General features: G+C 63.2%; 27 protein-coding genes. 11 read left to right on the top strand and 16 right to left on the bottom strand.

Annotation, left to right across the window (positions count from 1 at the left end; translation table 11 throughout):
- The first annotated feature begins 215 nt into the window (after positions 1-215).
- A complete protein-coding gene (locus DKB74_RS09635) occupies positions 216-2,510 on the top strand; it encodes a CDC48 family AAA ATPase (RefSeq protein WP_109807930.1) in 2,295 nt (764 codons plus the stop codon).
- Here DKB74_RS09635 and DKB74_RS09640 read toward each other — a convergent pair.
- Positions 2,461-3,783: an MFS transporter gene (locus DKB74_RS09640; protein ID WP_109807931.1), complete on the bottom strand. Its 1,323-nt coding sequence runs from the start codon at positions 3,781-3,783 to the stop codon at positions 2,461-2,463. The two genes, DKB74_RS09635 and DKB74_RS09640, sit on opposite strands and share 50 nt — an antisense overlap.
- A 130-nt stretch (positions 3,784-3,913) precedes the next feature.
- Here DKB74_RS09640 and msrB point away from each other — a divergent pair, with 130 nt between their 5' ends.
- Positions 3,914-4,351 carry a peptide-methionine (R)-S-oxide reductase MsrB gene (msrB, locus tag DKB74_RS09645; RefSeq protein WP_109807932.1) on the top strand — a complete coding sequence of 146 codons (438 nt, stop codon included), beginning with the start codon at positions 3,914-3,916 and terminating at the stop codon, positions 4,349-4,351.
- A gap of 31 nt (positions 4,352-4,382) precedes the next feature.
- Positions 4,383-6,590, top strand: a complete 2,208-nt coding sequence (locus DKB74_RS09650; protein ID WP_420822406.1) for a transglycosylase domain-containing protein — start codon at positions 4,383-4,385, stop codon at positions 6,588-6,590.
- A 10-nt stretch (positions 6,591-6,600) separates the two neighbouring features.
- Here DKB74_RS09650 and DKB74_RS09655 read toward each other — a convergent pair whose 3' ends face one another.
- The 3 genes from DKB74_RS09655 to DKB74_RS09665 are packed head-to-tail and all read right to left on the bottom strand — an operon-like array spanning position 6,601 to position 8,287.
- Positions 6,601-7,275 (bottom strand): M48 family metallopeptidase, encoded by a 675-nt coding sequence (locus DKB74_RS09655; RefSeq protein ID WP_109807933.1) that lies wholly within the window; start codon positions 7,273-7,275, stop codon positions 6,601-6,603.
- Positions 7,272-7,715: a YcgN family cysteine cluster protein gene (locus DKB74_RS09660; protein ID WP_109807934.1), complete on the bottom strand. Its 444-nt coding sequence runs from the start codon at positions 7,713-7,715 to the stop codon at positions 7,272-7,274. The genes DKB74_RS09655 and DKB74_RS09660 overlap by 4 nt, the downstream gene beginning before the upstream one ends.
- Positions 7,703-8,287 (bottom strand): SCO family protein, encoded by a 585-nt coding sequence (locus tag DKB74_RS09665; RefSeq protein WP_109808263.1) that lies wholly within the window; start codon positions 8,285-8,287, stop codon positions 7,703-7,705. Before DKB74_RS09665 ends, DKB74_RS09660 begins: the two co-directional genes overlap by 13 nt.
- An 86-nt stretch (positions 8,288-8,373) precedes the next feature.
- Between DKB74_RS09665 and DKB74_RS09670 the strand changes: the two genes are divergently transcribed.
- A complete protein-coding gene (locus DKB74_RS09670; protein ID WP_109807935.1) occupies positions 8,374-8,979 on the top strand; it encodes an ankyrin repeat domain-containing protein in 606 nt (201 codons plus the stop codon).
- Positions 8,980-8,995: 16 nt separating this feature from the next.
- Here DKB74_RS09670 and DKB74_RS09675 read toward each other — a convergent pair whose 3' ends face one another.
- The 11 genes from DKB74_RS09675 to DKB74_RS09725 form a co-directional block, all read right to left on the bottom strand.
- Complete coding sequence (locus tag DKB74_RS09675; RefSeq protein ID WP_109807936.1) at positions 8,996-9,490, bottom strand: MmcB family DNA repair protein; 495 nt, start codon at positions 9,488-9,490, stop codon at positions 8,996-8,998.
- A 50-nt stretch (positions 9,491-9,540) separates the two neighbouring features.
- Positions 9,541-10,128 carry a cell wall hydrolase gene (locus tag DKB74_RS09680; protein WP_239987454.1) on the bottom strand — a complete coding sequence of 196 codons (588 nt, stop codon included), beginning with the start codon at positions 10,126-10,128 and terminating at the stop codon, positions 9,541-9,543.
- A 267-nt stretch (positions 10,129-10,395) separates the two neighbouring features.
- Entirely contained in the window at positions 10,396-10,734 is a 339-nt protein-coding gene (locus tag DKB74_RS09685; RefSeq protein ID WP_164497937.1) for a DUF1491 family protein, read from the bottom strand.
- A complete protein-coding gene (locus DKB74_RS09690; protein ID WP_109807939.1) occupies positions 10,734-11,243 on the bottom strand; it encodes a PaaI family thioesterase in 510 nt (169 codons plus the stop codon). The genes DKB74_RS09685 and DKB74_RS09690 overlap by 1 nt, the downstream gene beginning before the upstream one ends.
- On the bottom strand, positions 11,194-11,661 hold the full coding sequence (locus tag DKB74_RS09695) for a PTS sugar transporter subunit IIA (protein ID WP_109807940.1): 468 nt from the start codon (positions 11,659-11,661) through the stop codon (positions 11,194-11,196). Before DKB74_RS09695 ends, DKB74_RS09690 begins: the two co-directional genes overlap by 50 nt.
- A 44-nt stretch (positions 11,662-11,705) precedes the next feature.
- On the bottom strand, positions 11,706-12,284 hold the full coding sequence (gene hpf / locus DKB74_RS09700) for a ribosome hibernation-promoting factor, HPF/YfiA family (protein ID WP_109807941.1): 579 nt from the start codon (positions 12,282-12,284) through the stop codon (positions 11,706-11,708).
- A 52-nt stretch (positions 12,285-12,336) separates the two neighbouring features.
- Positions 12,337-13,026 (bottom strand): DNA polymerase III subunit epsilon, encoded by a 690-nt coding sequence (gene dnaQ / locus DKB74_RS09705; RefSeq protein WP_109807942.1) that lies wholly within the window; start codon positions 13,024-13,026, stop codon positions 12,337-12,339.
- A 7-nt stretch (positions 13,027-13,033) separates the two neighbouring features.
- Positions 13,034-13,627 carry a dephospho-CoA kinase gene (coaE, locus tag DKB74_RS09710; protein ID WP_109807943.1) on the bottom strand — a complete coding sequence of 198 codons (594 nt, stop codon included), beginning with the start codon at positions 13,625-13,627 and terminating at the stop codon, positions 13,034-13,036.
- Positions 13,624-14,436 carry a shikimate dehydrogenase gene (gene aroE, locus DKB74_RS09715; protein ID WP_193504412.1) on the bottom strand — a complete coding sequence of 271 codons (813 nt, stop codon included), beginning with the start codon at positions 14,434-14,436 and terminating at the stop codon, positions 13,624-13,626. Before aroE ends, coaE begins: the two co-directional genes overlap by 4 nt.
- Complete coding sequence (locus tag DKB74_RS09720; RefSeq protein ID WP_109807944.1) at positions 14,433-15,029, bottom strand: Maf family protein; 597 nt, start codon at positions 15,027-15,029, stop codon at positions 14,433-14,435. Before DKB74_RS09720 ends, aroE begins: the two co-directional genes overlap by 4 nt.
- Complete coding sequence (locus DKB74_RS09725) at positions 15,026-15,847, bottom strand: pyruvate, water dikinase regulatory protein (RefSeq protein WP_193504414.1); 822 nt, start codon at positions 15,845-15,847, stop codon at positions 15,026-15,028. The genes DKB74_RS09720 and DKB74_RS09725 overlap by 4 nt, the downstream gene beginning before the upstream one ends.
- A gap of 314 nt (positions 15,848-16,161) precedes the next feature.
- On the opposite strand from DKB74_RS09725, the gene hemE reads away from it, so the two are divergent.
- The 5 genes from hemE to DKB74_RS09750 all read left to right on the top strand — a co-directional run bounded on the left by hemE (position 16,162) and on the right by DKB74_RS09750 (position 20,193).
- The gene (gene hemE, locus DKB74_RS09730) at positions 16,162-17,196 is read left to right on the top strand and encodes a uroporphyrinogen decarboxylase (protein ID WP_109807945.1); all 1,035 of its coding nucleotides are present in this window, start codon (positions 16,162-16,164) and stop codon (positions 17,194-17,196) included.
- Complete coding sequence (locus tag DKB74_RS09735) at positions 17,193-17,639, top strand: CopD family protein (protein WP_109807946.1); 447 nt, start codon at positions 17,193-17,195, stop codon at positions 17,637-17,639. The genes hemE and DKB74_RS09735 overlap by 4 nt, the downstream gene beginning before the upstream one ends.
- Positions 17,640-17,670: 31 nt before the next feature.
- Positions 17,671-18,021, top strand: coding sequence for a hypothetical protein (locus tag DKB74_RS09740; RefSeq protein WP_109807947.1), 351 nt, complete (start codon positions 17,671-17,673; stop codon positions 18,019-18,021).
- A gap of 180 nt (positions 18,022-18,201) precedes the next feature.
- Entirely contained in the window at positions 18,202-19,458 is a 1,257-nt protein-coding gene (gene rho, locus DKB74_RS09745) for a transcription termination factor Rho (RefSeq protein WP_109807948.1), read from the top strand.
- A gap of 18 nt (positions 19,459-19,476) precedes the next feature.
- Positions 19,477-20,193: a TerC family protein gene (locus tag DKB74_RS09750; RefSeq protein WP_109807949.1), complete on the top strand. Its 717-nt coding sequence runs from the start codon at positions 19,477-19,479 to the stop codon at positions 20,191-20,193.
- A gap of 22 nt (positions 20,194-20,215) precedes the next feature.
- Here the strand turns inward: DKB74_RS09750 and DKB74_RS09755 are convergent, their stop codons facing one another.
- The gene (locus DKB74_RS09755) at positions 20,216-20,914 is read right to left on the bottom strand and encodes a dienelactone hydrolase family protein (RefSeq protein WP_109807950.1); all 699 of its coding nucleotides are present in this window, start codon (positions 20,912-20,914) and stop codon (positions 20,216-20,218) included.
- A 94-nt stretch (positions 20,915-21,008) separates the two neighbouring features.
- Between DKB74_RS09755 and DKB74_RS09760 the strand changes: the two genes are divergently transcribed.
- Both DKB74_RS09760 and mnmE read left to right on the top strand, forming a co-directional pair.
- Positions 21,009-21,242 carry a DUF6489 family protein gene (locus DKB74_RS09760; protein WP_109807951.1) on the top strand — a complete coding sequence of 78 codons (234 nt, stop codon included), beginning with the start codon at positions 21,009-21,011 and terminating at the stop codon, positions 21,240-21,242.
- 5 nt (positions 21,243-21,247) lie between these two features.
- Positions 21,248-22,534, top strand: a complete 1,287-nt coding sequence (gene mnmE / locus DKB74_RS09765; protein WP_193504416.1) for a tRNA uridine-5-carboxymethylaminomethyl(34) synthesis GTPase MnmE — start codon at positions 21,248-21,250, stop codon at positions 22,532-22,534.
- Positions 22,535-22,558: the final 24 nt, after the last annotated feature.

Consider the following 22,558-nt stretch of genomic DNA (forward strand, 5'->3'; position numbering starts at 1 on the left):
GAGGGTGCAAATTTTGCAACTTTCAATTTGTCATTTCGCACTTGCACAATTCCATGCCGCGGTGCACATAGGACGTGCCTTTCAGGCATCCTCTCCTAAACCTTTCAAGGCCGGTCCTTCGGGACCGGCCATTTTTTTGTCCACGCACTGCCTCTCGTTTCCGCGCGACGCGCTTCCTATGTTGCGCCCTTCGCTGACGAAGCATGAGAGAGGATATGGCAGACGAAGACGCCCCCACGCGCCGGTTACAGGTAGCCAATAGCCGGCCCGAAGACAGCGGCCGTGGCCTGGCGCACCTGCCCCGCGCATTGATGCACGCGCTCGGCCTTGATGAAGGCGATGTGGTCGAGATCGTCGGCAAACGCACCACGCCCGCGCGCGCCGTATTCCCCTATCCCGAAGACGAGGGGCTGGAGATTCTCCGTATCGACGGGCTTCAGCGTGCCAATGCCGGTGTCGGCGCCGGCGATCAGGTCGAGGTGCGTCGCGCCGAATCGCGCGCCGCCAGCCGAGTCGTCTTTGCCCCCGCCCAGGCCAATTTGCGGCTTCAGGGCTCGGCCCAGGCGCTCAAGCGCACTTTTATCGGCCGTCCCTTTTGCCAGGGCGATACCGTCGCCACGGTGGGGCAGCAGCGCGTCGCGGATATTCCGCCCGCCGTATCCCAGCATCTGCGCGCGCCCGCCTATGCGCTGCAGGAAATCCGCCTCCGCGTGATTTCGACGACGCCGCGCGGCATCGTTCATGTCGATGCCGATACCGAGATCGAGCTGCGGCCCGATTATGAGGAGCCGGAGGAAAGCCGCCGCGCCGACGTCACCTATGACGATATCGGCGGCATGGCGGGCACGATCGACCAGCTGCGCGAAATGGTCGAGCTGCCGCTTCGCTATCCCGAACTGTTCCAGCGGCTGGGCGTCGATCCGCCCAAGGGCGTGCTGCTCCACGGTCCGCCCGGAACCGGCAAGACGCGGCTCGCGCGCGCCGTCGCCAATGAAAGCGACGCCAATTTCCTGCTCATCAACGGGCCGGAGATCATGGGGTCGGCCTATGGCGAATCGGAAAAGCGCCTGCGCGAAGTGTTCGAGGAGGCCAACAAGACCGCGCCATCGATCCTGTTCATCGACGAAATCGATTCGATCGCGCCCAAGCGCGACCGGGTGTCGGGCGAAGCGGAAAAGCGGCTGGTCGCACAGCTGCTGACGCTGATGGACGGGCTCGAAGCGCGTGCCAATGTCGTGGTCATCGCCGCCACCAACCGCCCCGATGCGGTGGACGAAGCGTTGCGCCGGCCGGGCCGGTTCGATCGCGAGATCGTCGTGGGCGTTCCCGACGAACGCGGTCGGCGCGAGATTCTGGGCATTCATACCCGCGGCATGCCGCTGGCCGAGGACGTCGATCTGGGCGAGCTGGCACGGACCACCTATGGCTTTGTCGGAGCGGATATCGCCGCGCTGACGCGCGAGGCGGCGATCGACGCGGTTCGGCGTATCATGCCCAAGCTCAACCTTGCCGAAGGGACGATTCCTGCCGAAGTGCTCGAATCGCTCTCGGTACAGCGAACCGATTTTCTGGAAGCGCTCAAGCGCATCCAGCCATCGGCGATGCGCGAAGTGATGGTGCAGGCGCCGCAGGTCCGCTGGGACGATGTCGGCGGGCTCGATGCCGCGCAGATGCGCCTCAAGGAAGGAGTCGAACTGCCGCTGAAGGATCCCGGCGCGTTCCGGCGTCTGGGCATTCGCCCGGCCAAGGGATTTCTGCTCTATGGCCCGCCCGGCACCGGCAAGACCCTGCTCGCCAAGGCAGTCGCGCGCGAGGCGGAAGCCAATTTCATCGCGACCAAATCGAGCGACCTCCTGTCCAAATGGTATGGCGAGAGCGAGCAGCAGATCGCCAAACTGTTCGCGCGCGCGCGGCAGGTGTCGCCCTGCGTCATCTTTATCGACGAGCTCGATTCGCTGGTTCCCGCGCGGGGCGGCGGACTGGGCGAGCCGCAGGCGACCGAACGGGTGGTCAACACGATCCTTGCGGAGATGGACGGGCTGGAAGAATTGCAGTCGGTGGTCGTCATCGGCGCGACGAACAGGCCGAATCTGATCGATCCGGCGTTGCTTCGCCCGGGGCGTTTCGACGAACTCATCTATGTCGGCGTGCCCAATGCCGAAGGCAGGCGGCGGATTCTGGCGATTCAAACCGCCAAGATGCCGCTTGCCGATGATGTCGATCTCGACACACTGGCCGAGCGCGCCGATCGGTACACCGGCGCCGATCTGGAGGATCTGGTGCGTCGCGCCGGGCTGATCGCCCTGCGCCGCTCGCTGGACGCACAGCAAGTGACGATGGCGAATTTCGAAGAGGCGTTCACCGATTCGCGCGCCAGCGTCACGCCCGAAATGGAGCGCGAATATGAAGCCATGGCGTCGCGGCTGAAACAGGAAGCGGTGTCGATTCAGCCGATCGGCTTCATTGCTCCGGGGATGCTCGAGCCGCGCGGCGAGAAGCATCAAGACTGACCCAGCCATAGGCCAGCAATCCCAGCAGCGCGGCCGCCGCCATCGCATAAGGCAGCGGCCGCGCCAGCTGATAGGCAAGGATGCCGATCGTCGGCCCCAATACATAGGCCGCGCCGTTGACCGATGTGACCTTGCCTGCCACCGACCCCTGCACTTCCGGCCCCACCGCCAACGAAGCGCCGGCGGTAAATCCCGGCCGGGCAAAGCCGAAGCCTAGCGAGGCGAGCGCATAGCCGGTGGCGATGCCGTATAGCGACGTCGCCAGTCCGGTGGCCAGGCAGCCCAGCGCCGCCAAAACGGCACCGATCAAAACCATCGCCCGCGGTTGCGGATTGAACATCGGAATCAGGCCCCATTGCGCCAGCAGCGCCGAACCGGCGCCCATCATCAGCACGATCCCGGTGGGCTGAAGCGCCTCGAGCGGCGCGACGCCGAGCCGGTCGATCACCAGAAATCCGATCGTCTGCCCGGCTATCGCCTGGGCATGGCCGATCACCAGCCCCGCAATCATCCAGCCGCGAATGCGCGCGTCGAAATAGGCGACCGGGGTCGCCCGGTCCGACATCGCGGCAGTGACGCTGGCGCCCGAAAGCTGCCCGCCGATCGAGGGATAGCTGGTCGCGGCGCCATGCCCGCTCGCCTCGCCTTCAGGCGGCAACCAGCGTGCGATGGCCAGCCAGAGAAGCAGGCCGAATCCGCTGAACACAAGTGCAGGGCCGGCCAGGCCGATCGCCGGACCATCGCGCCACAAGGCGCCCAATACGAGATAGGGCGCGATTGCCGGACCCAGAATCGTCCCGAGCCCGAATGCCGAAGCGAGCAGCGAAAGCGCGCGCGTCCGCTCTTCGGGCGGGGTGCGCAGCGCGATCAGCGCCTGCACCGCCGGGGGCGCTGCCGAACCGCCGCTGCCATAGACGATGCGCCCCGCAGTGAAGGCGACGAACGTCCCCACCGGTCCGATCCACGCATTGATTCCCGCCACCAGCGCAAGGCCGCACAGGAACAGCGACACCGTGAAGGCGGCTATGCCCAGAAGCACCATCGCCCGGCGCCCGTGCCGATCGGAGCGATTGGCCCAATAGGGCGCCGCGATCACCCACAGCAGCGCCGAAATCGAAAACACCGCCGCCACTGCGCTGTCCGCCACGCCGAGCAGCCGGCCCAGCGCGGGCAGCACCGATTGCAGCGCCGTGTTTCCCGATGCGATCGTCAGCATCACCAGGAACAGCAACAGAAAATTCCGATCGGGCGGACTCGTCGGGCGGGCAATCATCGATTCGCCTTAAAGCAAATCACGCATTGTGTCCTTCTGCGCACGGTCCGGGCAGAATCGCCGTCCGCTTCGTCGCGGATTCGGTCCGTCCGGAATTGACGCGGCGGGAAAGCCGTCACACATCCGGCACATGGAGCATATCAACCTGTCCGAATCCGAATGGCGCAAAAAGCTTACCCCCGATCAGTTTCACGTATTGCGTGAAGCGGGAACCGAAGCACCTTTTTCCGGGCGATACGATCACAACAAGGCCGATGGCGTCTATCGCTGCGCCGGTTGCGCCAATGCGGTGTTCGACAGCATCGACAAGTTCGATTCGGGATCGGGCTGGCCCAGCTTCACCCAGCCCGTCGCGCCGGACCATGTTTCCGAACATCATGACGAAAGCCATGGCATGCGTCGTACAGAAGTGCGCTGCGCGCGATGCGACGGGCATCTGGGCCATGTTTTCCCCGACGGGCCGCCGCCCACCGGGCTGCGCTATTGCATCAATTCGGTAGCACTCGATTTCCGTTCACGCAGCGGCAACGGTAATGCTGCTAATAATGGCGAATCAGCCGCTTCCTGAAGCGGTATAGCGGGATGGGCCGAACCTGCGCGTGAGCGGATCTTCAAAAAGCGCCAGCAATTTGTGGCACGGTTTCCTGGGGTGGCCGTGGCGGCGCATCTTCCTGTGGACGTTCGGCAGCGCGGCCGCGCTGGCGCTGCTGGCTTTCGTCGCGCTGGTCATCGCAGTCTATTCGACCCGGGCCTCGCTCCCCAGTTTCGATGAGCTAAAGTCCTCGCCGAACGGCCAGATGATTCGCGTCCATGCCGCCGACGGCACCGTGCTCGTTTCGCTGGGCCCCAGCTATGGCCAGTGGATTTCCTACGACGATATTCCCGAAGTGATGCGCGACGCGATGGTGGCGGTCGAGGATCGCCGCTTCCGCTCGCATCCCGGCGTCGATCCGGTCGCGGTCGCCCGCATGTTCCGGTTTGCCCTGACGCGCAGGGAGGGCCAGCGCCTCCAGGGTGGATCGACGATCACGCAACAGGTCGCGCGTACGATCTTCCTCTCGAACAAATATGATCTCGGCCGCAAGATCCGCGAAGGCATTCTGGCGCTCGCGATGGAGCGTAAATTCTCGAAGGATCAGATCCTCGAACTCTATCTGAACAAAGTGTATTTCGGCGGTGGTGCCTATGGAATCGACGCCGCGTCGCGCAAATTCTTCGGCCATCCCGGCACCGATCTGAACCTTGCCGAATCGGCAGTGATTGCCGGGCTGGTGAAGGCGCCGTCGCGCTATGCCCCGACCGCCGACGCGCAGGCCGCGATCGATCGCGCCAGTACCGTGCTCAAGCTGATGGTCGAAACCGGCAAGATCACGCCGGAGCAGGCCGCCGCCACCGATACCCAGGCGATCAAGATCGAACGCGATCCCAATCAGAACAGCGTCCGTTATTTCACCGACTGGGCGCTGCCCCAGCTCGAAGTGCTGATCGACGAGACCGAAGCGCCGCTGGAAGTCTGGACGACGCTCGACGTCGATATGCAGCGCGCTGCCGACGAGGCGATACGCGTCAACACGCCCAAGGGCGCGCAGGGTGCACTGGTATCGCTCGATCGCGATGGCGCGGTGCGCGCGCTGATCGGGGGGCGCGATTATGTCTCGTCCATCTATAACCGGGCGACTCAGGCGGAACGCCAGCCGGGATCGGCGTTCAAGCTGTTCGTCTATCTCGCCGCGCTCGAAGCCGGGCATCGGCCCGACGATGTAGTTGTCGACGAGCCAGTGACGATCCGCGGATGGAGCCCGCGCAACAGTTCGGGACGCTTTGCCGGCGAAATGTCGCTGCGATCGGCCTTTGCCTATTCGGTCAACACCGTGGCGGCCAAGCTGGGCAACGAAGTCGGTTTCGGCACGGTGGCGGACATGGCCCGGCGGTTCGGCATCACGACGAAAGTGAACACGAATCCGGCGATGGTGCTGGGCAGCTCGAACGTCCGCCTGATCGACATGACCCGCGCTTTCGCATCCGTCAGCCAGCAGGGCGTGTCGGTGACGCCTTATGCGATCACCCGCGTCACTGCGAATGGCGAGACGATCTACAGCCATGAAGTCGATCGCAGCCATGTGCTGGTGGCGCCCTATATCGCCGCGGAAATGACCGATCTGCTGCAGACCGCGGTTGCCACCGGCACCGGCAAGGCAGCGCAGATCGGCCGCCCCGTTGCCGGCAAGACCGGCACGACCACGTCGAACAAGGATGGCTGGTTTCTCGGCTTTTCGAGCGGCATTACCACCGGCGTCTGGATGGGCCGCGACGATGCCGGACGCGTGGCGGGGCTGGCCGGAGGCCGCGCCCCGGCTCAGGCATTCGCATCCTTCATGCGCCGGGCGGTTGCGCGTCGCCCCGTCGAGCAGTTCCAGACCGAAGTGACGCTTCCCGAATGGCAGCTCGAACCGGATGAGGAGAGCTGGTATTACGGGCCGGACAATGGCGTTTTCGTCGATGAGGACGGCAATCCCGTCAATCCGGGCGACCCCGATTACGATCGCCGCAGCGTCGATCAACCGACCGAGGGCGATCGGCTCGATCAGGGTTGGATCGACCGGATGACCGGGCGCGACCCCCAATCCCCGCCCAGCCCCACGCCGACGCCGACCAATCCGCCGCGCGATGCGCCGCGCCAGCCCTCGCCCGAGCGCAATCCGCAGCAGCGGGACGATACGGCACCGCGCAACGGCATTCCGCCGGCAACGTCGATCCTGCCGCCCGGATATCGCGCGACGCCCACTCCCGCGCCGCAGGATCAATAGGCCGGTTCGATCAGGCGCCGCCGATGCGATGCAGCGCCGCGCCATGGGCGCGCAGCCATTCGCGCGCCGGCAGCGGATCCTCTTCATGGAGCTGCTCGACCAGCCGGTGAAACGCAGCGCCATGATTCATGTGCACGCGATGCGCCACTTCATGCGCGACAGTTGCGCGGCGCACGAAATCCGGGACCATGATCAGCCGCCAGCTATAGCGGATCGTGCCGGATGCCGAGCAGCTGCCCCAGCGCGAGCGCGGATCGCCGACCGCGACGCGCTCGACGGACACCATCGCGCGCGCTGCGGTTGCCAGCGTCTCTTCACGGAGCAAGTCGAGCGCCTGTCGCCGTAGCCAGCGCTCGACCCGACCGGGAAGCGATTCGGCCGGCCCGCCGCAGATCAGCTCCGCATCGCCGTTCAGGATCGGGGTTCGCGATCCCGTCGGGGACCATCGAATCGTTAGCGGCATGCCGCGAAAGGGAAATTCTGCGCCGTCGATCAGTGCCGTGCGCCCGGGAATCCTGGCGCGCTGCCGCTCGATCCATGCGCCTTGCGATTCGGCCCAGGCGATCCCCGCCGCGAGCGATGCGCGACGCGGCAGCGTAAGCCGCACTCTTCCCGTGGCAGGATGCACCGCCAGTCGCATATGGCGCGCCCGCGCGTGGCGAACCACGTCGAGGGCGTCGATCACAATTCGCGATCCACCAGATGATGTTCGAAATCGCCCGCATCGTCTTCGGATACGGTCCAGCCGCGCGTCGATTCGCCGGCACGGTGGACGGCTTCGCGATCGCCACAGACCAGATAATGCCATTCGGGCAACGGCTCTCCGTCCGCGCGCAACCGATAGGCACAGGTTTTCGGCAACCAGTCGAGCGCACGAACCGAAGCGGGCGTCAGCCGCACGCATTCGCTGACATAGGCGTGGCGGTGACGATAATCGCTGCACCGCCCGTTTTTGCGATCGAGCAGCCGGCAGGCGACATTGGTGGCGAGGAGGTCGCCGGTCTCTTCATCCTCAAGCTTGTGGAGACAGCATTTCCCGCATCCGTCGCACAGCGCTTCCCATTGCGCGCGATCGAGCTTTTCGAGCGGGGTGCTTTCCCAGAAACGATCGGTCACTGCACCCATTTTTCCAGCGTCCCGGCCACTGCGTCCGGCGATTCATCGGCGGGGATCAGCGCGACAGGATCATTGTCCGGCCCCATCAGATAGGTCGTCCGCGAATGGTTCATCAGATAATTGGACGTTCCGGTGTCCTGTTTCTGATACCAGATGGCATATTCGCGCGCGACATCGGCAATCTGGTCGGGCGTGCCGGTCAGGCCGACGATATTGTCGCCGAATGCCGTAACGAATTCCTTGAGCACGGCAGGCGTATCGCGTTCGGGATCGATGGTGATGAAGATCGGCACCACCTTGTCTGCCAGGCCAGGATCCTTCTTCCCGGCGATCCGCAGACCCGCCGCGATATTCTGCATGTCGAGCGGGCATACATCCGGACAATGGGTATAGCCGAAATAGACGATCCGGTATTTGCCCGCGAAGCTGGTGTCGCGCACCACGGCGCCATCCTGGTTCTTCAGCGCGAACGGACCGCCGATCGCGGCCCCGGCGAGCGGCGGTTCGACGGTAGCGCCACCGCATGCGGCAAGCGACACGCTGAGCATGGCAGCGGCGAAAAGGGATTTCAGACGGTTCATGATGGGGCCAGACATGATCGGATAGGCTGTGCTATGCAAGGTTTCATCGGCACATCCCATCGGTTTTCAAGGGTTCGCGTACTGTCATGATCCGCCGTCTCTCCACTGCCCTGCTGGCCGCAGGCCTGATCTTCTCTGCCGCACCCGCGGCCGCGCAACAATTCAGCGACAGCTACCAGTTCCTGCATGCCGTGTCCGAAGCGGACGGCGCCAAAGTCACGGAGATGCTGAACCGGCCGGGTCCGCCGATCGTCAATACGCGCGATGTGTCATCGGGCGAAGGCGCGCTTCATATCGTGACCAAGCGCACGGACCGGACCTATCTTTCCTTCCTGTTGCAGCATGATGCCAACCCCGATCTGCGCGACCGCGACGGCAATACGCCGCTGCTGCTGGCGACCAACCTCAACTGGCTGGAGGGGGTCCGGGTGCTCATCACCTATCATGCCGATGTCGACGTGGCGAATGATCACGGTGAAACGCCGCTGATCCGCGCGGTCCAGCTGCGCAATGTCCAGCTGGTGCGCGAATTGCTCGATGCGGGCGCCAATCCGGACAAGCCGGACCTGCTCGCCGGCATGTCCGCGCGCGATTATGCCGAGCGCGATACCCGCTCGCCGACAATCCAACGCATGCTGGCGGAAGCACCGCATCGCGACCGGCGCGCAGTTTCGGGACCGACGCTGCGCTGAAGCGCGTAGGCGCCGATTATCCCAGCCCGGTTTCGGCCTCCGGATCGGCCAGGCTGATCAACCTGCGCGCGGCACGGCGTGCAAATGCCAGCGTCGTCCGCTTGCGCGCGGCACTTGCCACCACCGATTCGCTTGCTTCGCGAACGATCGCGCCATCATAGCGATCGGCGACGATCAGCCCGGACCGTTCGGGAAGAAAATCCGCGCGTGAGAGCGGTTCGACATCGAAACCGGGGGGAACCGCCCAGTAGAAACGGTCGCAATGGTCGAGATATTCGGTCCATTTGCAATCGCCGAGCAGGTCCGCCCGCGACACCTTGATCTCGACAATGATCAGCTTGCCCCGGCCGTCCATCGCCATCAGGTCGACGCGACGCCCGCCTTCCAGCGGCACTTCGGCGAGCGCGACGATGTCGTGCCGAAGCAGCATGCGGCAGACACCGCGCGACACATCGCCCGCCGTCGATCCCGACGGGCCCGAACATGCAACAGCGGAGGATGCGTCCAACATCCTCCGCTGATTAGAACATTGCACGAACGTGGGAAAGCCCCACGCAGGGATCAGCGATAAAAGATATGATTGCCGATCGCCGCGACGCGCGGACGGCGCCAGTTCGGCGAGACGTAATTGGCGTGGAAGAACAAGGCACGCGGAACCGGGTTTTCCCACAGATTGCGTTCGGCAACCTGGGCCACGGCCAGCGCCCTGCGCCATGCCGCATTGTTCGGCGGCGTCGGCAGGCGTCCGCCACGCACGAAGGAAAACTGGCTGCGCTGGGTCAGCACCGCACAGGTCGAAGAGGGGTAGCGCCCCGACGCAGCGCGATTGAGGATGACATTCGCCACCGCGAGCTGGCCGGAAAGCGGCTCGCCCTTCGATTCATAATAGACGCCGATGGCGACGCAGCGAAGCTCGCGGTCGACCGCACCGGTCACTTCCTGCGCGGCAACCGCGTCGGAAAGCGATGCGAAGTCGAGATCCTCGGCTTCTTCTTCTGGTTCGGGAACCGGCTGCACCACCGGCTTGGATTCGGCGAATTCGACGCTGCGCGTGGCGCCCGCGCCCTGTGCCACCAGCGCCGCGCGCAATGCGGGCAGCTTTTCGGCAATATCGGCCGGCGGAACCGTTTCGGGCTCCGGGTCGTTCAAAATGGGGTTCCGGATCTCAAAGGCGAGACCGGGAGTGGTGCCGACTGCAACTGCGCCAGCACAAAAAGTCACAGCCGCGATAATCGCGGCGCGAACACGAAAAGTCATTTTTCATCGCATATATGCGGTTGGTGCGCGGTCAGGCCTCAAAAACAAAACCGGGCCTGCCGGGCCTCCCCCCGACTGCGTTTCCGGCGAGCAAGAACGCGCTCCCGGCCTAACGCCCAAAATAACGTGACGCGCCTATCGTTTCGATAGGAATTAAAGTCAATCGAAAAGCAGCGTCTCGGCGGCGAAACGTTCCGCCTGTGCGACATCCAGTTCCACAACCCATAAATCAGGATCGCTGACCCGGCGCTTCTGCCAATAATCCCGGATTTCCGCGACTAAGGGATTATCCGTGGGTCCTGAGCAAATCAGCGCGGGCCGACCGTCGGGCCCCAGCCCGCGTTCGTAAAATCGTGGATCCTCCCCCCGATCGACTGCAAGAATCAGGATCGCACCGGCGGTGTCGTCGCCATGGGCAAGCACGGCGGCATGGCCGCCTTGCGCGAAAACACGCCGGATCAACGCATTGACAAGCAGGCTGCTCGTCGGGCGCGCCATCAATCGTCCGACCGATAGCCGCGCAGCGACGCGAGCGGGATTTTGGACCGCATGAAGGTGCCGGTCCCGCGCGCGGCCTCCTCGCCAGTGGCATCGATCAGCCGGGATTCGGCAACGAAGACGCGCCGCTGACCGCTTACCCAGCGACCCTCGGCAATCACCGGCCCTTCCGGCAGCGGCTTGGTGAGCAGGATGTTGAATGCAGTCGTCAACAGAAAGCGATCGGTGACAAGGCTGTTCGCCGCATAAAAGGCAGCGTCGTCGAGCATCTTGAAATAGCTTGTCCCATGCGCCGCTCCGGCGGCGTGGAAAAAGCGCGAATCGATCGTGAAGCGGATACGCGCGATGCCGCTTTCGGGGATTTCCAGCACCGAATCGAACAGCTGGTTGATCGGCGCCGCATCGTACAACGATTCCAGGGCGCGGAAATGCGCTTGCGCCCCGGTCGGCCGCTGCGGATCAGGCGGCGTCACGCGTCTCCACTCCGGCGAGCAGGGCGAACAGCGCATCTTTCGATCCGGCGCCGCGCAGCTTGTCGGCAAAATCCTGGTCGCGCATGCACCGCGATACCTTGGCCAGCGCCTTGAGATGCAATGCGCCGGCATTCACTGGCGAAATCAACGCAAACACCAGATCGACAGGCAGGTCGTCGACAGCGCCGAAATCGATCGGCCGCGACAGCCGCACGAACAGCCCGACCGTGCGGCGGACCTGATCGGTCTTGCCGTGCGGAATGGCGATGCCGTTGCCGAAACCGGTCGATCCCAGCTTTTCGCGCGCGACCAGCCGATCGGTCACCAGCGCGGCATCAAGGCCATAGGCCTCGGATGCCAACGCGCCGAGCTGCTGCAAAAGCGATTTCCGACTGGCCGCGTGAACGCCGCAGCGGACGGCCTCCGGCGCCAGCAGGTCATTAAAATCCGTCATCTTCTTCCACGAATGCAATGGGCGGCGGCGCCGAACGGCGCCTGTCAGGCCCGGTTGGGTTCGACCCAACCGATCGTGCCGTCACCGCGACGATAGACCATATTATACGAACCGGTCCCGCTATTGCGGAACAACAGCGCATTGGTGTTGCGCAGATCGAGCATCATCACTGCGTCCGAAACCGTTGCATCGGGCACATCGACGCGCGTTTCGGCGATGATCGGCGGCGAATCCTGCGCTTCTTCCTCTTCGGAATCGGCGAAAACCGTATAGCCGGCAGCATCGAGTTCGGCACGTTCCATCGCTGCGATCGCCGCACCATTATTGCGGTCCTTCAGCCGGCGCATATAGCGGCGCAGCTGCTTTTCGATCTTGTCGGCGGTGCGTTCGAACGCGGCATGCGCATCCATGCCATCGCTATGCCCCTTGAGCACCAGCCCCTGCATCACATGCGCGACGATATCGCAGGTAAAGCCGTTGTCATGCGGCCCCTTGCCGAACGTGACCTGCGCGGAAATCGCACGCGAAAAATATTTGTCGGCAATACCCTGGAGCCGGTCCTCGACATGCGACTTCAGCGCATCGCCCGTATCGACCTGATGTCCTGAAACCCGGATATCCATATAACTCTCCTGACGCAGTGAGGCGTGCACCTAGGCACGCGCTTTCCGACCGTCAACTGGGGGCTTTTCCCCATAACGGCTGATCCATTTGCGCAATAAATGCCGCGTGACGTTCCAGCTCCGCATCGCTGATCGTGAAACTTCGCGCGGCGCGCACCGTGTTTCGTACCGGCGCCTGCACCGGTTGCAGCAATGCCGATTCCGCCTCAACCGCAAGGCCGAGCGTAATCTGCCGGCCCCCGGTAAGCTCGATATAGACCTGGGCGAGCAGCTGCGCGTCGAGCAACGCGCCGTGAAGCGTGCGCTGGCTGAGGTCGATGCCATAGCGGGTGCAAAGCGCGTCGAGCGTGTGCTTCGCGCCGGGATGTTTGACGCGCGCGATCGACAAGGTGTCGATCATCCGCTCGCCATGGACATGCGGCCTGCCGCACATGCCCAGTTCGCCATTCAGAAAGCCGAAATCGAACCCTGCATTGTGCGCGACCAGCGGCGAATCGCCGATGAAATCGAGCAATTCCTCGCACCGCTCGTGAAAACAGGGTTTGTCGGATAGAAACACTTCGCTGAGGCCGTGGACGTTGAACGCCTCGATCGGCATCGCCCGCTGCGGATTGAAATAAGCGTGGAAGCTCGCACCCGTCGGGACACGGTTGATCAGCTCGATACAGCCGATTTCGACCATCCGGTCGCCCGATGAAAAACTGAGCCCGGTGGTTTCGGTGTCGAACACGATCTCGCGCATGGGGGGGTTATCCTCCTGCAGCGCCGACTAGGCAAGCGATCACCGCGCGCACCGCCGCGCGCGTCGATTCGAGCGTGCCGCCGGTCGGAATCACGAAGTCGGCGCGCGCCCGTTTTTCCGAATCGGGCGTCTGCTTGGCCAGGATCGCTTCGAACCGCGCTTGCGTCATTCCCGGACGGGCAAGGACGCGCGCGCGCTGGACATCGGCAGGCGCCGATACGACGGCGATCTTGTCGACATGCTCCCAGCCACCGGTTTCGAACAGCAGCGGCACGTCGAGCAGCACCAGCGGCGCATCGGCATGGCGCGCCAGAAAATTAGCGCGTTCGCTGCCCACTGCGGGATGAACGATGGACTCTAGACGCGCCAGCGCTTCGGGATCAGCAAATACGGCTTCGGCAAGCATCGTGCGATCGACACCCAGTTCGGATGTCGTATCGGGAAAATGTGCTTCGATCTCGGCGACCAGCCGACCGCCGGGCCCCTGAAGATGATGGACGACCGCATCGGCATCGAACACCGGGACGCCTTCGTCGGCGAACATCGCCGCGACGGTGGATTTTCCCATGCCGATCGAGCCAGTCAGGCCAAGCGTGATCATGCCGTCAGCAGCTCGCGCAATTCCGCATCGCGGTCGCGCGGCGGTTCGGCGCCGAAGAAGATCGCGAACGCGGCCGCCGCCTGGCCGATCAGCATTTCGAGTCCGTCGACGGCAGCCAGATCGCGCGCGCGCGCCTGCGCCAGCAAGGGCGTTTCGATCGGCGCATAAACCAGGTCATAGACGACGGCATCATCGGGCAGATCGTCGAGATCGACGTCGAGCGGCGGTTGCCCCTGCATTCCCAGCGGACTGGCATTGACCAGCAGATCGGCAGCCGGAAGCGGCGCATCGAGCGGCAATGCGTCGCCCTTCAGTCCGAAATGTCCCAGCAGCGCCCCGGCCTTGAGGACATTGCGGTTTAGCAGCGTCACGCGATCAAAGCCCATTCGCGACAGCGCGAACAGCACGGCGCGCGCGCCACCGCCCGCACCGACGACCGCGGCATGTGCCCCGGTCCAGGCCGATCCGGACAAGGGGCCGTAAAAGCCCGCTGCGTCGGTATTGGTGCCGACCAGCGTCCCGTCCTCATCGCGAAATATGGTGTTCATCGCGCCGATGCTCGAGCGCACATCGCCGCGATCCTCGACATGGGCCAGCACCGCTTCCTTATGCGGAATCGTGACGTTGCAACCGCGCCATTCCGGCAGGTCGCGGCACCGCGCGAAATAGCCGGCGAGATCATCGGCACTGACGCGACAGGCGTCATAGCTGCCATCTATGCCCAGCGCGTCGAGCCAGAAGCGATGGATCAGCGGCGATTTGCTGTGTGCGATGGGGTCGCCGATCACCTCGGCGCGCAATATGGTCATGTCGGGATCACCTTGCGAGTGCGCAAATAGTCGAGCAGCGGCAATAAAGGCATGCCCAATATTGTGAAATGGCTGCCTTCGATCCGCGAGAACAGCTGAGCACCCATCGCCTCGAGCCGATAGCCGCCGACGCACCAGCCGATTTCCGGCCATTCGGCGTCGAGATAGGCCGCGATGAAAGCCTCGCTCAGCGGGCGGACATGCAAACGAGCGCGATCGACATGACGCCATATCGGACGGCCGGATTCGGCGATTACGGCGGCGCTGAAAAGATCATGGTGCCGCCCCGAAATCGCGCGCAGCTGTTCGGCCGCATGTTCGCGCGATTGCGGCTTTTCGAGCAAGGTCGCATCGTCGAGCGCGACGACGGAGTCGCATCCGAGCACCAGCCCGCCGGGCGCCATCCGCGAAATCTTGCATGCCTTTAGCTCTGCAAGCGCATCGGCAAGGTCGCACGGCGCGATCCCGCCCGAAATCAGCGACGCCGTCGCCGATTCCTCATCGACCTGCGCGACCACGGCTTCATACGGAACGCCGGCAGCATCCAGCATCGCCCGCCGCGATGCACTTTGCGACGCGAGGATCAGGCTCATGCGTCCCGCTTCGCAAGATTGCGTTCGTTGACCAGCGTGATGATCGCCGCCGCGGTTTCTTCGATCGAACGTCGCGTCACATCGATGACCGGCCATTCATTGTCGCCGAACATCCGCCGCGCGAACGTGACTTCGCGGGCGACGGCGTCATGATCGACATAGTCGGTCTCGGGCTGCTGGTTGAGCGAAAGCAGGCGGTTGCGGCGGATCTGCACCAGCCGGTCGGCGCTGGTGGTCAGCCCCACGACGAGCGGGTGACGCAGCGCAAACAGCGTCTTCGATGGTGGCGATTCGACCACGATCGGGACATTCGCCGTCTTGAATCCGCGATTGGCGAGATAGATTGAGGTCGGCGTCTTCGATGAACGCGAGACTCCGACCAAAATGATATCGGCTTCCTCCCAATCCTCCTCACCGACGCCATCGTCATGCGCGATGGTGAACTGGATCGCGTCGACGCGCTGAAAATATGCAGCGTCGAGCATATGCTGGCGGCCGGGCCGGGCCTTGGCTTCCTGTCCAAGAAGATTCGAAAGCGCATGATTGACGGCGTCGAGCGGGGCAACAGCGGGCAGGCCCATGGCGCGGCAGCGGCTTTCGAGCGTCCGCCGTATCTCGCGATCGACCAGCGTGAAGAGTACCAGTCCCGGATTGAGCGAAATTTCCTGCAGAATCCGCTCAAGATGCGTTTCCGATCGCACCATCGGCCAGAAATGGCGCATGGTTTCGACGCCGTCATATTGCGCGAGCGCCGCCTTCGCGATGTTCTCGAGCGTCTCGCCGGTCGAATCCGACAGGAGGTGGAGATGGAGCTGCATCAGCGGCGGGACGAAACTGTGGAAAACATGCGGACATGCGCTAGCGCAATGCCGGCACGCGGCCAAGCTTGCCGGACTCGATCGAGTCGTTCGACAGTCATCCACAGCGCCGTCCCCAGCGCGTGATTCATTGCACAGTCTGTGGATTATGCGGATGAGCGGGTGCGAATCCGCATGCGGCCATCGCCATCGATCGAGTCAAGCTGTTGGCTTCGGCGGGAACAACGCATAAGCCCCGGCATCCACGCACCAACAGACTCCAACAATAACTAGATTCTCTTAATTAGATTAGGTTGGAAGGAAGCCTTGCCGACATGACCGATGCCAAACCGCTGCTCGCAACGCTGAAAGGCGAACGGCAGGAACGGCCGCCAATATGGTTCATGCGCCAGGCCGGCCGCTATCTGCCCGAATATCGGGAGTTGCGCGCTGAAAAGGGCGGATTCCTGGATCTGGTGCACGACAGCGATGCCGCTGCGGAAGTCACGCTTCAACCGATCCGTCGTTTCGCGTTCGACGGGGCGATCCTGTTCTCCGACATTCTCGTCATTCCGATGGCGCTCGGCCAAAAGCTCTGGTTCGAAGCCGGGGAAGGTCCGCGACTGGCGCCGAAAATGACCGATGCGGCACAGGTTGGGGCGCTCGATTATGATCCCGCCGCGCTGACGCCGGTCTATGGGACGATCACGCGCGTGAAGGCAGCGCTTCCGGGCAATGTCACCTTTCTGGGCTTTGCTGGCAGTCCCTGGACCATCGCGACCTATATGATCGCCGGTCAGGGAAGCCGCGAACAGGCCGAGGCACGGCGGCTTGCCTATGCCGATCCGGAACTGATGCAGACTCTGGTCGACCATATCGTGTCGGCGACGATCGAATATCTGCTTGCTCAGATTGCGGCGGGGGTCGAGGCAGTGCAGCTGTTCGACAGCTGGGCGGGAAGCCTGTCCCCGGCGCAGTTCGAACGCTGGGTGATCGCACCGACCGCGCATATTGTCGCCGAATTGCGTGCCCGGGCGCCGCATGTGCCGATCATCGGCTTTCCCAAAGGCGCCGGCGGCAAACTAGCCGCCTATGCCGCCGAAACGGGGGTGGACGCGATCGGGCTCGATGAAACCGTCGATCCGCTATGGGCGAATGCGAATTTGCCGGCGGATTTGCCGGTGCAGGGCAATCTCGATCCGCTGGTGCTGATAGCCGGGGGAACGACGCTGAACAATGCGATCGACCGGATTCTGCGTGCGTTTGCCGATCGGCCGCATATCTTCAATCTGGGCCATGGTATTCAACAGGATACGCCGATCGACCATGTCCATGCGGCGCTGGCGCGGATCAGGGGAGAAACGAAATGACGGGGTTCCTGGGCGGCCTGTATCTGTGGGTAAAGGCGTTGCATGTGATTTTCGTCATCTTCTGGATGGCGGGGCTGTTCCTGTTTCCGCGCTATCTGATCCATCATCAGGAAGCGCTCGACCGGCCCGACGAAGCCGCCGCCTGGGTTGCGCGCGAGGCCAAGCTGCGTTCGATCATCCTGACGCCGTCGCTGATTATCGTCTGGCTTTCGGGGCTGGCGATCGCATTGTCGGGCGGATGGTTTGCGGGGCAAGGCTGGCTCCACGCCAAATTGCTGCTGGTGGTGCTGCTGACCGGGTTTCACGGCTGGGCCGTTGCCTATTCGAAAAAGCTGGCGCGCGGCGAAACGCGTTTTCCGACGCGGACGCTGCGCATGCTCAACGAAGTTCCTGGACTCGCAGTGGTTTTGATCGTCATACTCGTTGTCGTGAAACCTTTTTGATACCGGGCTTTTTTTTGAGATCGGGGCCGCAATGGGCGCATTTCTGACGATGATGTTCGCGATCGGCCTTGCCGTTCCGCAGGAACAGGCGACCGATCCCAATATCGACGATCTCAAATGCGTTGCGACGCTTGCCGCCGCGCTGGATGCTGCGCCGGCCGACCAGCAGCAATTGCTGTCGCTCGGCGTGATCTATTTCATGGGCCGGATCGATGGCCGCAGTCCGGGATTTGATTTTTCAGGCCAGCTGCGTGGGTTGCTCGATCAGGGAAACTCCGAAACCGAGATGCAGGCCGAAATCACCCGCTGTTCGGCGATATTGCGCGATCGCGGACAGGCGATGATCGCGTTGGGCCAGGAAATTTCGGGCGCCGCGCAATAGCGCGAATCGCCTGCTGTTGATCGCGCGGCAGCTTGACTTGCGCCATAGCCGCTCCTAGGTCTCGATCCGACGTTCGCCATTGGTGGGCGCCGCCCTCCTTTCAGCATCGTTTCGCGCGCTTTTCCGCCTTTTCGCCGACCGACGCTACCCTTCCCATATGCGCAGCTTTTCGGACTTTTCATGCACCTCAAGGACCTCAAGAAGAAATCGCCCGCCGAACTGGTCGAAATGGCCGAAGCACTTGGTGTGGAAGGCGCGTCGACGCTTCGAAAGCAGGATCTGCTCTTTGCGATCCTGAAAGCGCAGGCCGAAAACGGCGATCAGATCATGGGCGAAGGCACGATCGAAGTGCTGCCCGATGGTTTCGGTTTTCTTCGTTCGCCGGAGGCCAATTATCTGGCCGGTCCCGACGATATCTATGTTTCACCCAACCAGGTTCGGAAATTCGGTCTGCGGACCGGTGACACGGTCGAAGGTGAAATTCGCGCGCCCAAGGATGGCGAGCGCTATTTTGCGCTGACGCGCCTCTCGTCGATCAATTTCGACGATCCGGAGGCAGTGCGCCATCGCGTCAATTTCGACAATCTGACGCCGCTCTATCCCGATTCGAAGCTCTCGCTCGACACGCTCGATCCGACGGTGAAGGACAAGTCCGCCCGCGTGATCGACATCGTCTCGCCCCAGGGCAAGGGCCAGCGCGCATTGATCGTCGCCCCGCCCCGCGTCGGCAAGACCGTGCTGCTCCAGAACATCGCCAAGGCGATCACCGACAACCATCCCGAAGTCTTCCTGATCGTCCTGCTGATCGACGAGCGGCCGGAAGAAGTCACCGACATGCAGCGCAGCGTGAACGGCGAAGTGATCAGTTCGACCTTCGACGAACCCGCGCAGCGCCATGTGCAGGTGTCCGAAATGGTGATCGAAAAGGCCAAGCGCCTGGTCGAGCACAAGAAGGACGTGGTCATCCTGCTCGATTCGATCACGCGTCTCGGCCGCGCCTACAACACCGTGGTGCCCAGTTCGGGCAAGGTGCTGACCGGCGGCGTCGATGCCAATGCACTGCAACGTCCGAAGCGTTTCTTCGGCGCGGCGCGCAACATCGAGGAAGGCGGTTCGCTGTCGATTATCGCGACCGCGCTGATCGATACCGGCAGCCGCATGGACGAAGTGATTTTCGAAGAGTTCAAGGGCACCGGTAACTCGGAAATCGTCCTGGACCGCAAGGTTGCCGACAAGCGTATTTTCCCGGCGCTCGATGTCGGCAAGTCGGGCACGCGCAAGGAAGAGCTGCTGGTCGACAAGGGCACGCTCAGCAAAATGTGGGTGTTGCGCCGTATCCTGATGCAGATGGGCACGGTCGATGCCATGGAGTTCCTGCTCGACAAGATGAAGGATTCGAAGACCAACGAGGATTTCTTCGATTCGATGAATCAATAAGCAGTTCAAGGGTTTGTGATGTTCGAGATGTTGACGGTGGCCGCCGGTGCGGCGGGGCCGATGTCGTTGGGCGATATGTGGTCGCACATCATCGCGGACTTTTCGAATCTTGGTGAACCGGCGGCGCTGGCCGCCTTTTTTCAGGTTCTGATGATCGACCTGGTACTGGCCGGGGATAATGCGATCGTCGTCGGAGCACTGGCCGCGGGTTTGCCGGCGGATCAGCGCAAGAAGGTGATCCTGATCGGCATCGGCGCGGCGCTGGTGCTGCGGATTGCCTTTGCGCTCGTCGTGACCTGGCTGATGGGCATTGTCGGGCTGATCTTCGCCGGCGGCTTGCTGCTGTTGTGGGTCAGCTGGAAATTCTGGCGCGAAATCCGCGAAGGCCATGACCTTGACGATGGATCCGACGATACCGAGTCCGGCCTGAAGCCGGGCCGCAGTTTTGCCGCTGCGGCCTGGGCCGTCGCCGTCGCCGATGTTTCGATGAGCCTCGACAATGTGCTCGCGGTCGCGGGCGCAGCGCGCGAACATCCCGGTATTCTGATCGTCGGCCTGCTGCTTTCCGTCGCGCTGATGGGCCTGGCCGCGAACTTCATCGCCAAGCTGATCGACCGCTATCGCTGGATCGCATATTTCGGCCTTGCCGTGATCATATTCGTTGCCGGCAAGATGATCTATGAAGGCTGGGTCGGCGGCGCAGAAACACAGGGACTGATGTCCCTGTTTTTCTGAAAAACGCCTATTTTACAGTAGCTTAGGATAGGTTTTTCGCGAAGAATTCGGCAGTGCGCTGGTCCGCCAGTTGCGCCGATTGCTCCGAACGGCGCTTGCCCATCTCGGTTGCGAAGCCATGGTCTTCGCCGGGATAATCATACAGCGTCACCTGCGGATGATCATCCAGCCCCTCGTGCATTTTCGCTTGAGTCTCCTTGTCGACAAAGCCGTCCTCTGTCGGGATGTGGAGCATCAGCGGGTGACCGATGGCGTTTTTCTCGCGCAGGAGATTGTCGATACCAACACCATAATAGCCGACTGCGGCGTCGACATCGGTGCGTGCGGCGGTCATGAAAGCCAGCCTGCCGCCCAGGCAATAGCCGACCGCGCCGACCTTGCCGCCATTGGCCATTTCGCGCGCTTTCCTGATCGTCGCTTCGATGTCGCGAACGCCGGCGTCCTGATTGAACTTGCCCATCAGATCGAGCGCGCGTTTGAATTCGGGTTCGACATCGGGATCGAGCTCGACGCCCGGTTCTAGCCGCCAGAACAGGTCGGGGGCGATGGCAAGATAGCCATCCGAGGCAAGCTTGTCGCACTTGCGGCGGATGCCTTCATTGACGCCGAAAATCTCCTGGATGACGACGATCGCGGCTTTCGGCGCCTGATGGGGCATCGCGCAATAGGCGGAGAAACTGCCGCTCTTGTCGAGCGTTTCGATTGTAATGCTCTCACCCATGGCTTCGCTCCCTTGCCGATTATCACTAGCAGTGCCTAAGTCGTACGCACATTGCTAGCAGCCGGGCGTCGGGGCGCTCAAGTGGAGAAGCCGAATGAAGATCAATGTCGAAGTCGAGTGCACTCCCGAAGAAGCGCGCCGGGCGATGGGTTTGCCGGATATGGCGCCGGTGCATGAGAAGTATGTGTCGATGCTGGTGGATACGATCGGCACCAACCCCAGCCCCGAACTTGTCGAGACGGTAATGCGCAGTTGGGCACCGATGGGCGAAGCCGGGCTCAATTTCTGGCGACGCATGTTTGAAACGGGCGGCAAGTCGGGCAGCTGAATTTCGTGCATACGATTTTCGCGGTTTCCAGCGGCATGCCGCCCGCGGCGATCGCAGTGCTGAGGATCAGCGGCGAGGCCGCTTTTTCCGCTGCAAAGGGATTGGCGGGAAGCCTGCCGTCGCCGCGCCAGGCCGGCGTGCGGCTGTTACGCGATCCTGCCAATGGCGATCCGCTCGACCGCGCGCTCATGCTCTGCTTTCCAGGGCCCGCCAGCGCGACGGGTGAGGATATTGTCGAACTGCACCTTCATGGCGGACGGGCGGTGGTCCGCAGCGTCGAGCGAGCGCTCGACGCGATGGCGGATCTGCGTCGCGCCGAGCCGGGCGAATTTACGCGTCGCGCGCTGGCCAATGGGCGGATCGACCTTACCGAGGCCGAGGGTCTCGGCGATCTTCTTTCCGCAGAGACCGAGAGCCAGCGGCGGCAGGCATTGGGGGTTGCCGAAGGGGGTCTGCGCCGCACCATCGCGCTGTGGACCGAGCGGCTGTTGGGAATAGCGGCGGGTGTCGAGGCGTTGCTCGATCATGGCGATGAGGAAGATGTCGCGTCGACGGCGAGCGTTCGGCGACTGGGCGAAACGGCCGGAGCGCTTGCGGACGAGATCGATGCGGTTCTGGCGCTACCACCGGCGGAGCGGTTACGCGACGGCATTCGCGTGGTGCTGGCGGGCCCGCCCAATGCCGGGAAGTCGACATTGATCAATGCGCTGGCGGGGCGCGAAGCGGCGATTGTCTCGCCGGTGGCCGGCACGACGCGCGATCGGATCGAAGTTCCGCTCGTGCGCGATGGCATTGCCTATCTTTTTACCGATACTGCCGGGCTTGCCGATGCGACTGACGACGCGATCGAGGAGGTAGGGATCGCACGCGCGCGCGAGGCGATGGCGCGCGCCGACATTCTGCTGTGGCTGGGCGATGAATCGCCGCCCCCGCATCCGAGGATCCTCTCGCTGCATCCGCGCAGCGATAAGGCAGCGCGAGCAACCGTGCCGATGAGTCGCCTTGGCGTTTCGGCGGCTACCGGAGAGGGATTGCCGGAATTATGGACTGCGCTGGGTGAGGCCGCGCGCGACCTGTTGCCGCCGGAAGATGCGCTGAGCTTCAACCAGCGCCAGCACGGGCTGGCATCGCAAGCGGCGGCGGCGCTGCGCCGTGCGGCTGACGAGACAGACGAAGTGCTGATGGCCGAGGATTTGCGCGCGGCGCGCCAGGCGTTCGATGCGATTACCGGGCGGGCCGATGTCGAATCGATGCTCGATGCGCTGTTTTCGCGCTTTTGCATCGGCAAATAGCGACGTGTTCCACGTGGAACACTT

The sequence above is a fragment of the Stakelama portus genome (genome assembly GCF_003171655.1).
Taxonomy (GTDB): Bacteria; Pseudomonadota; Alphaproteobacteria; order Sphingomonadales; family Sphingomonadaceae; genus Sphingomonas; species Sphingomonas portus.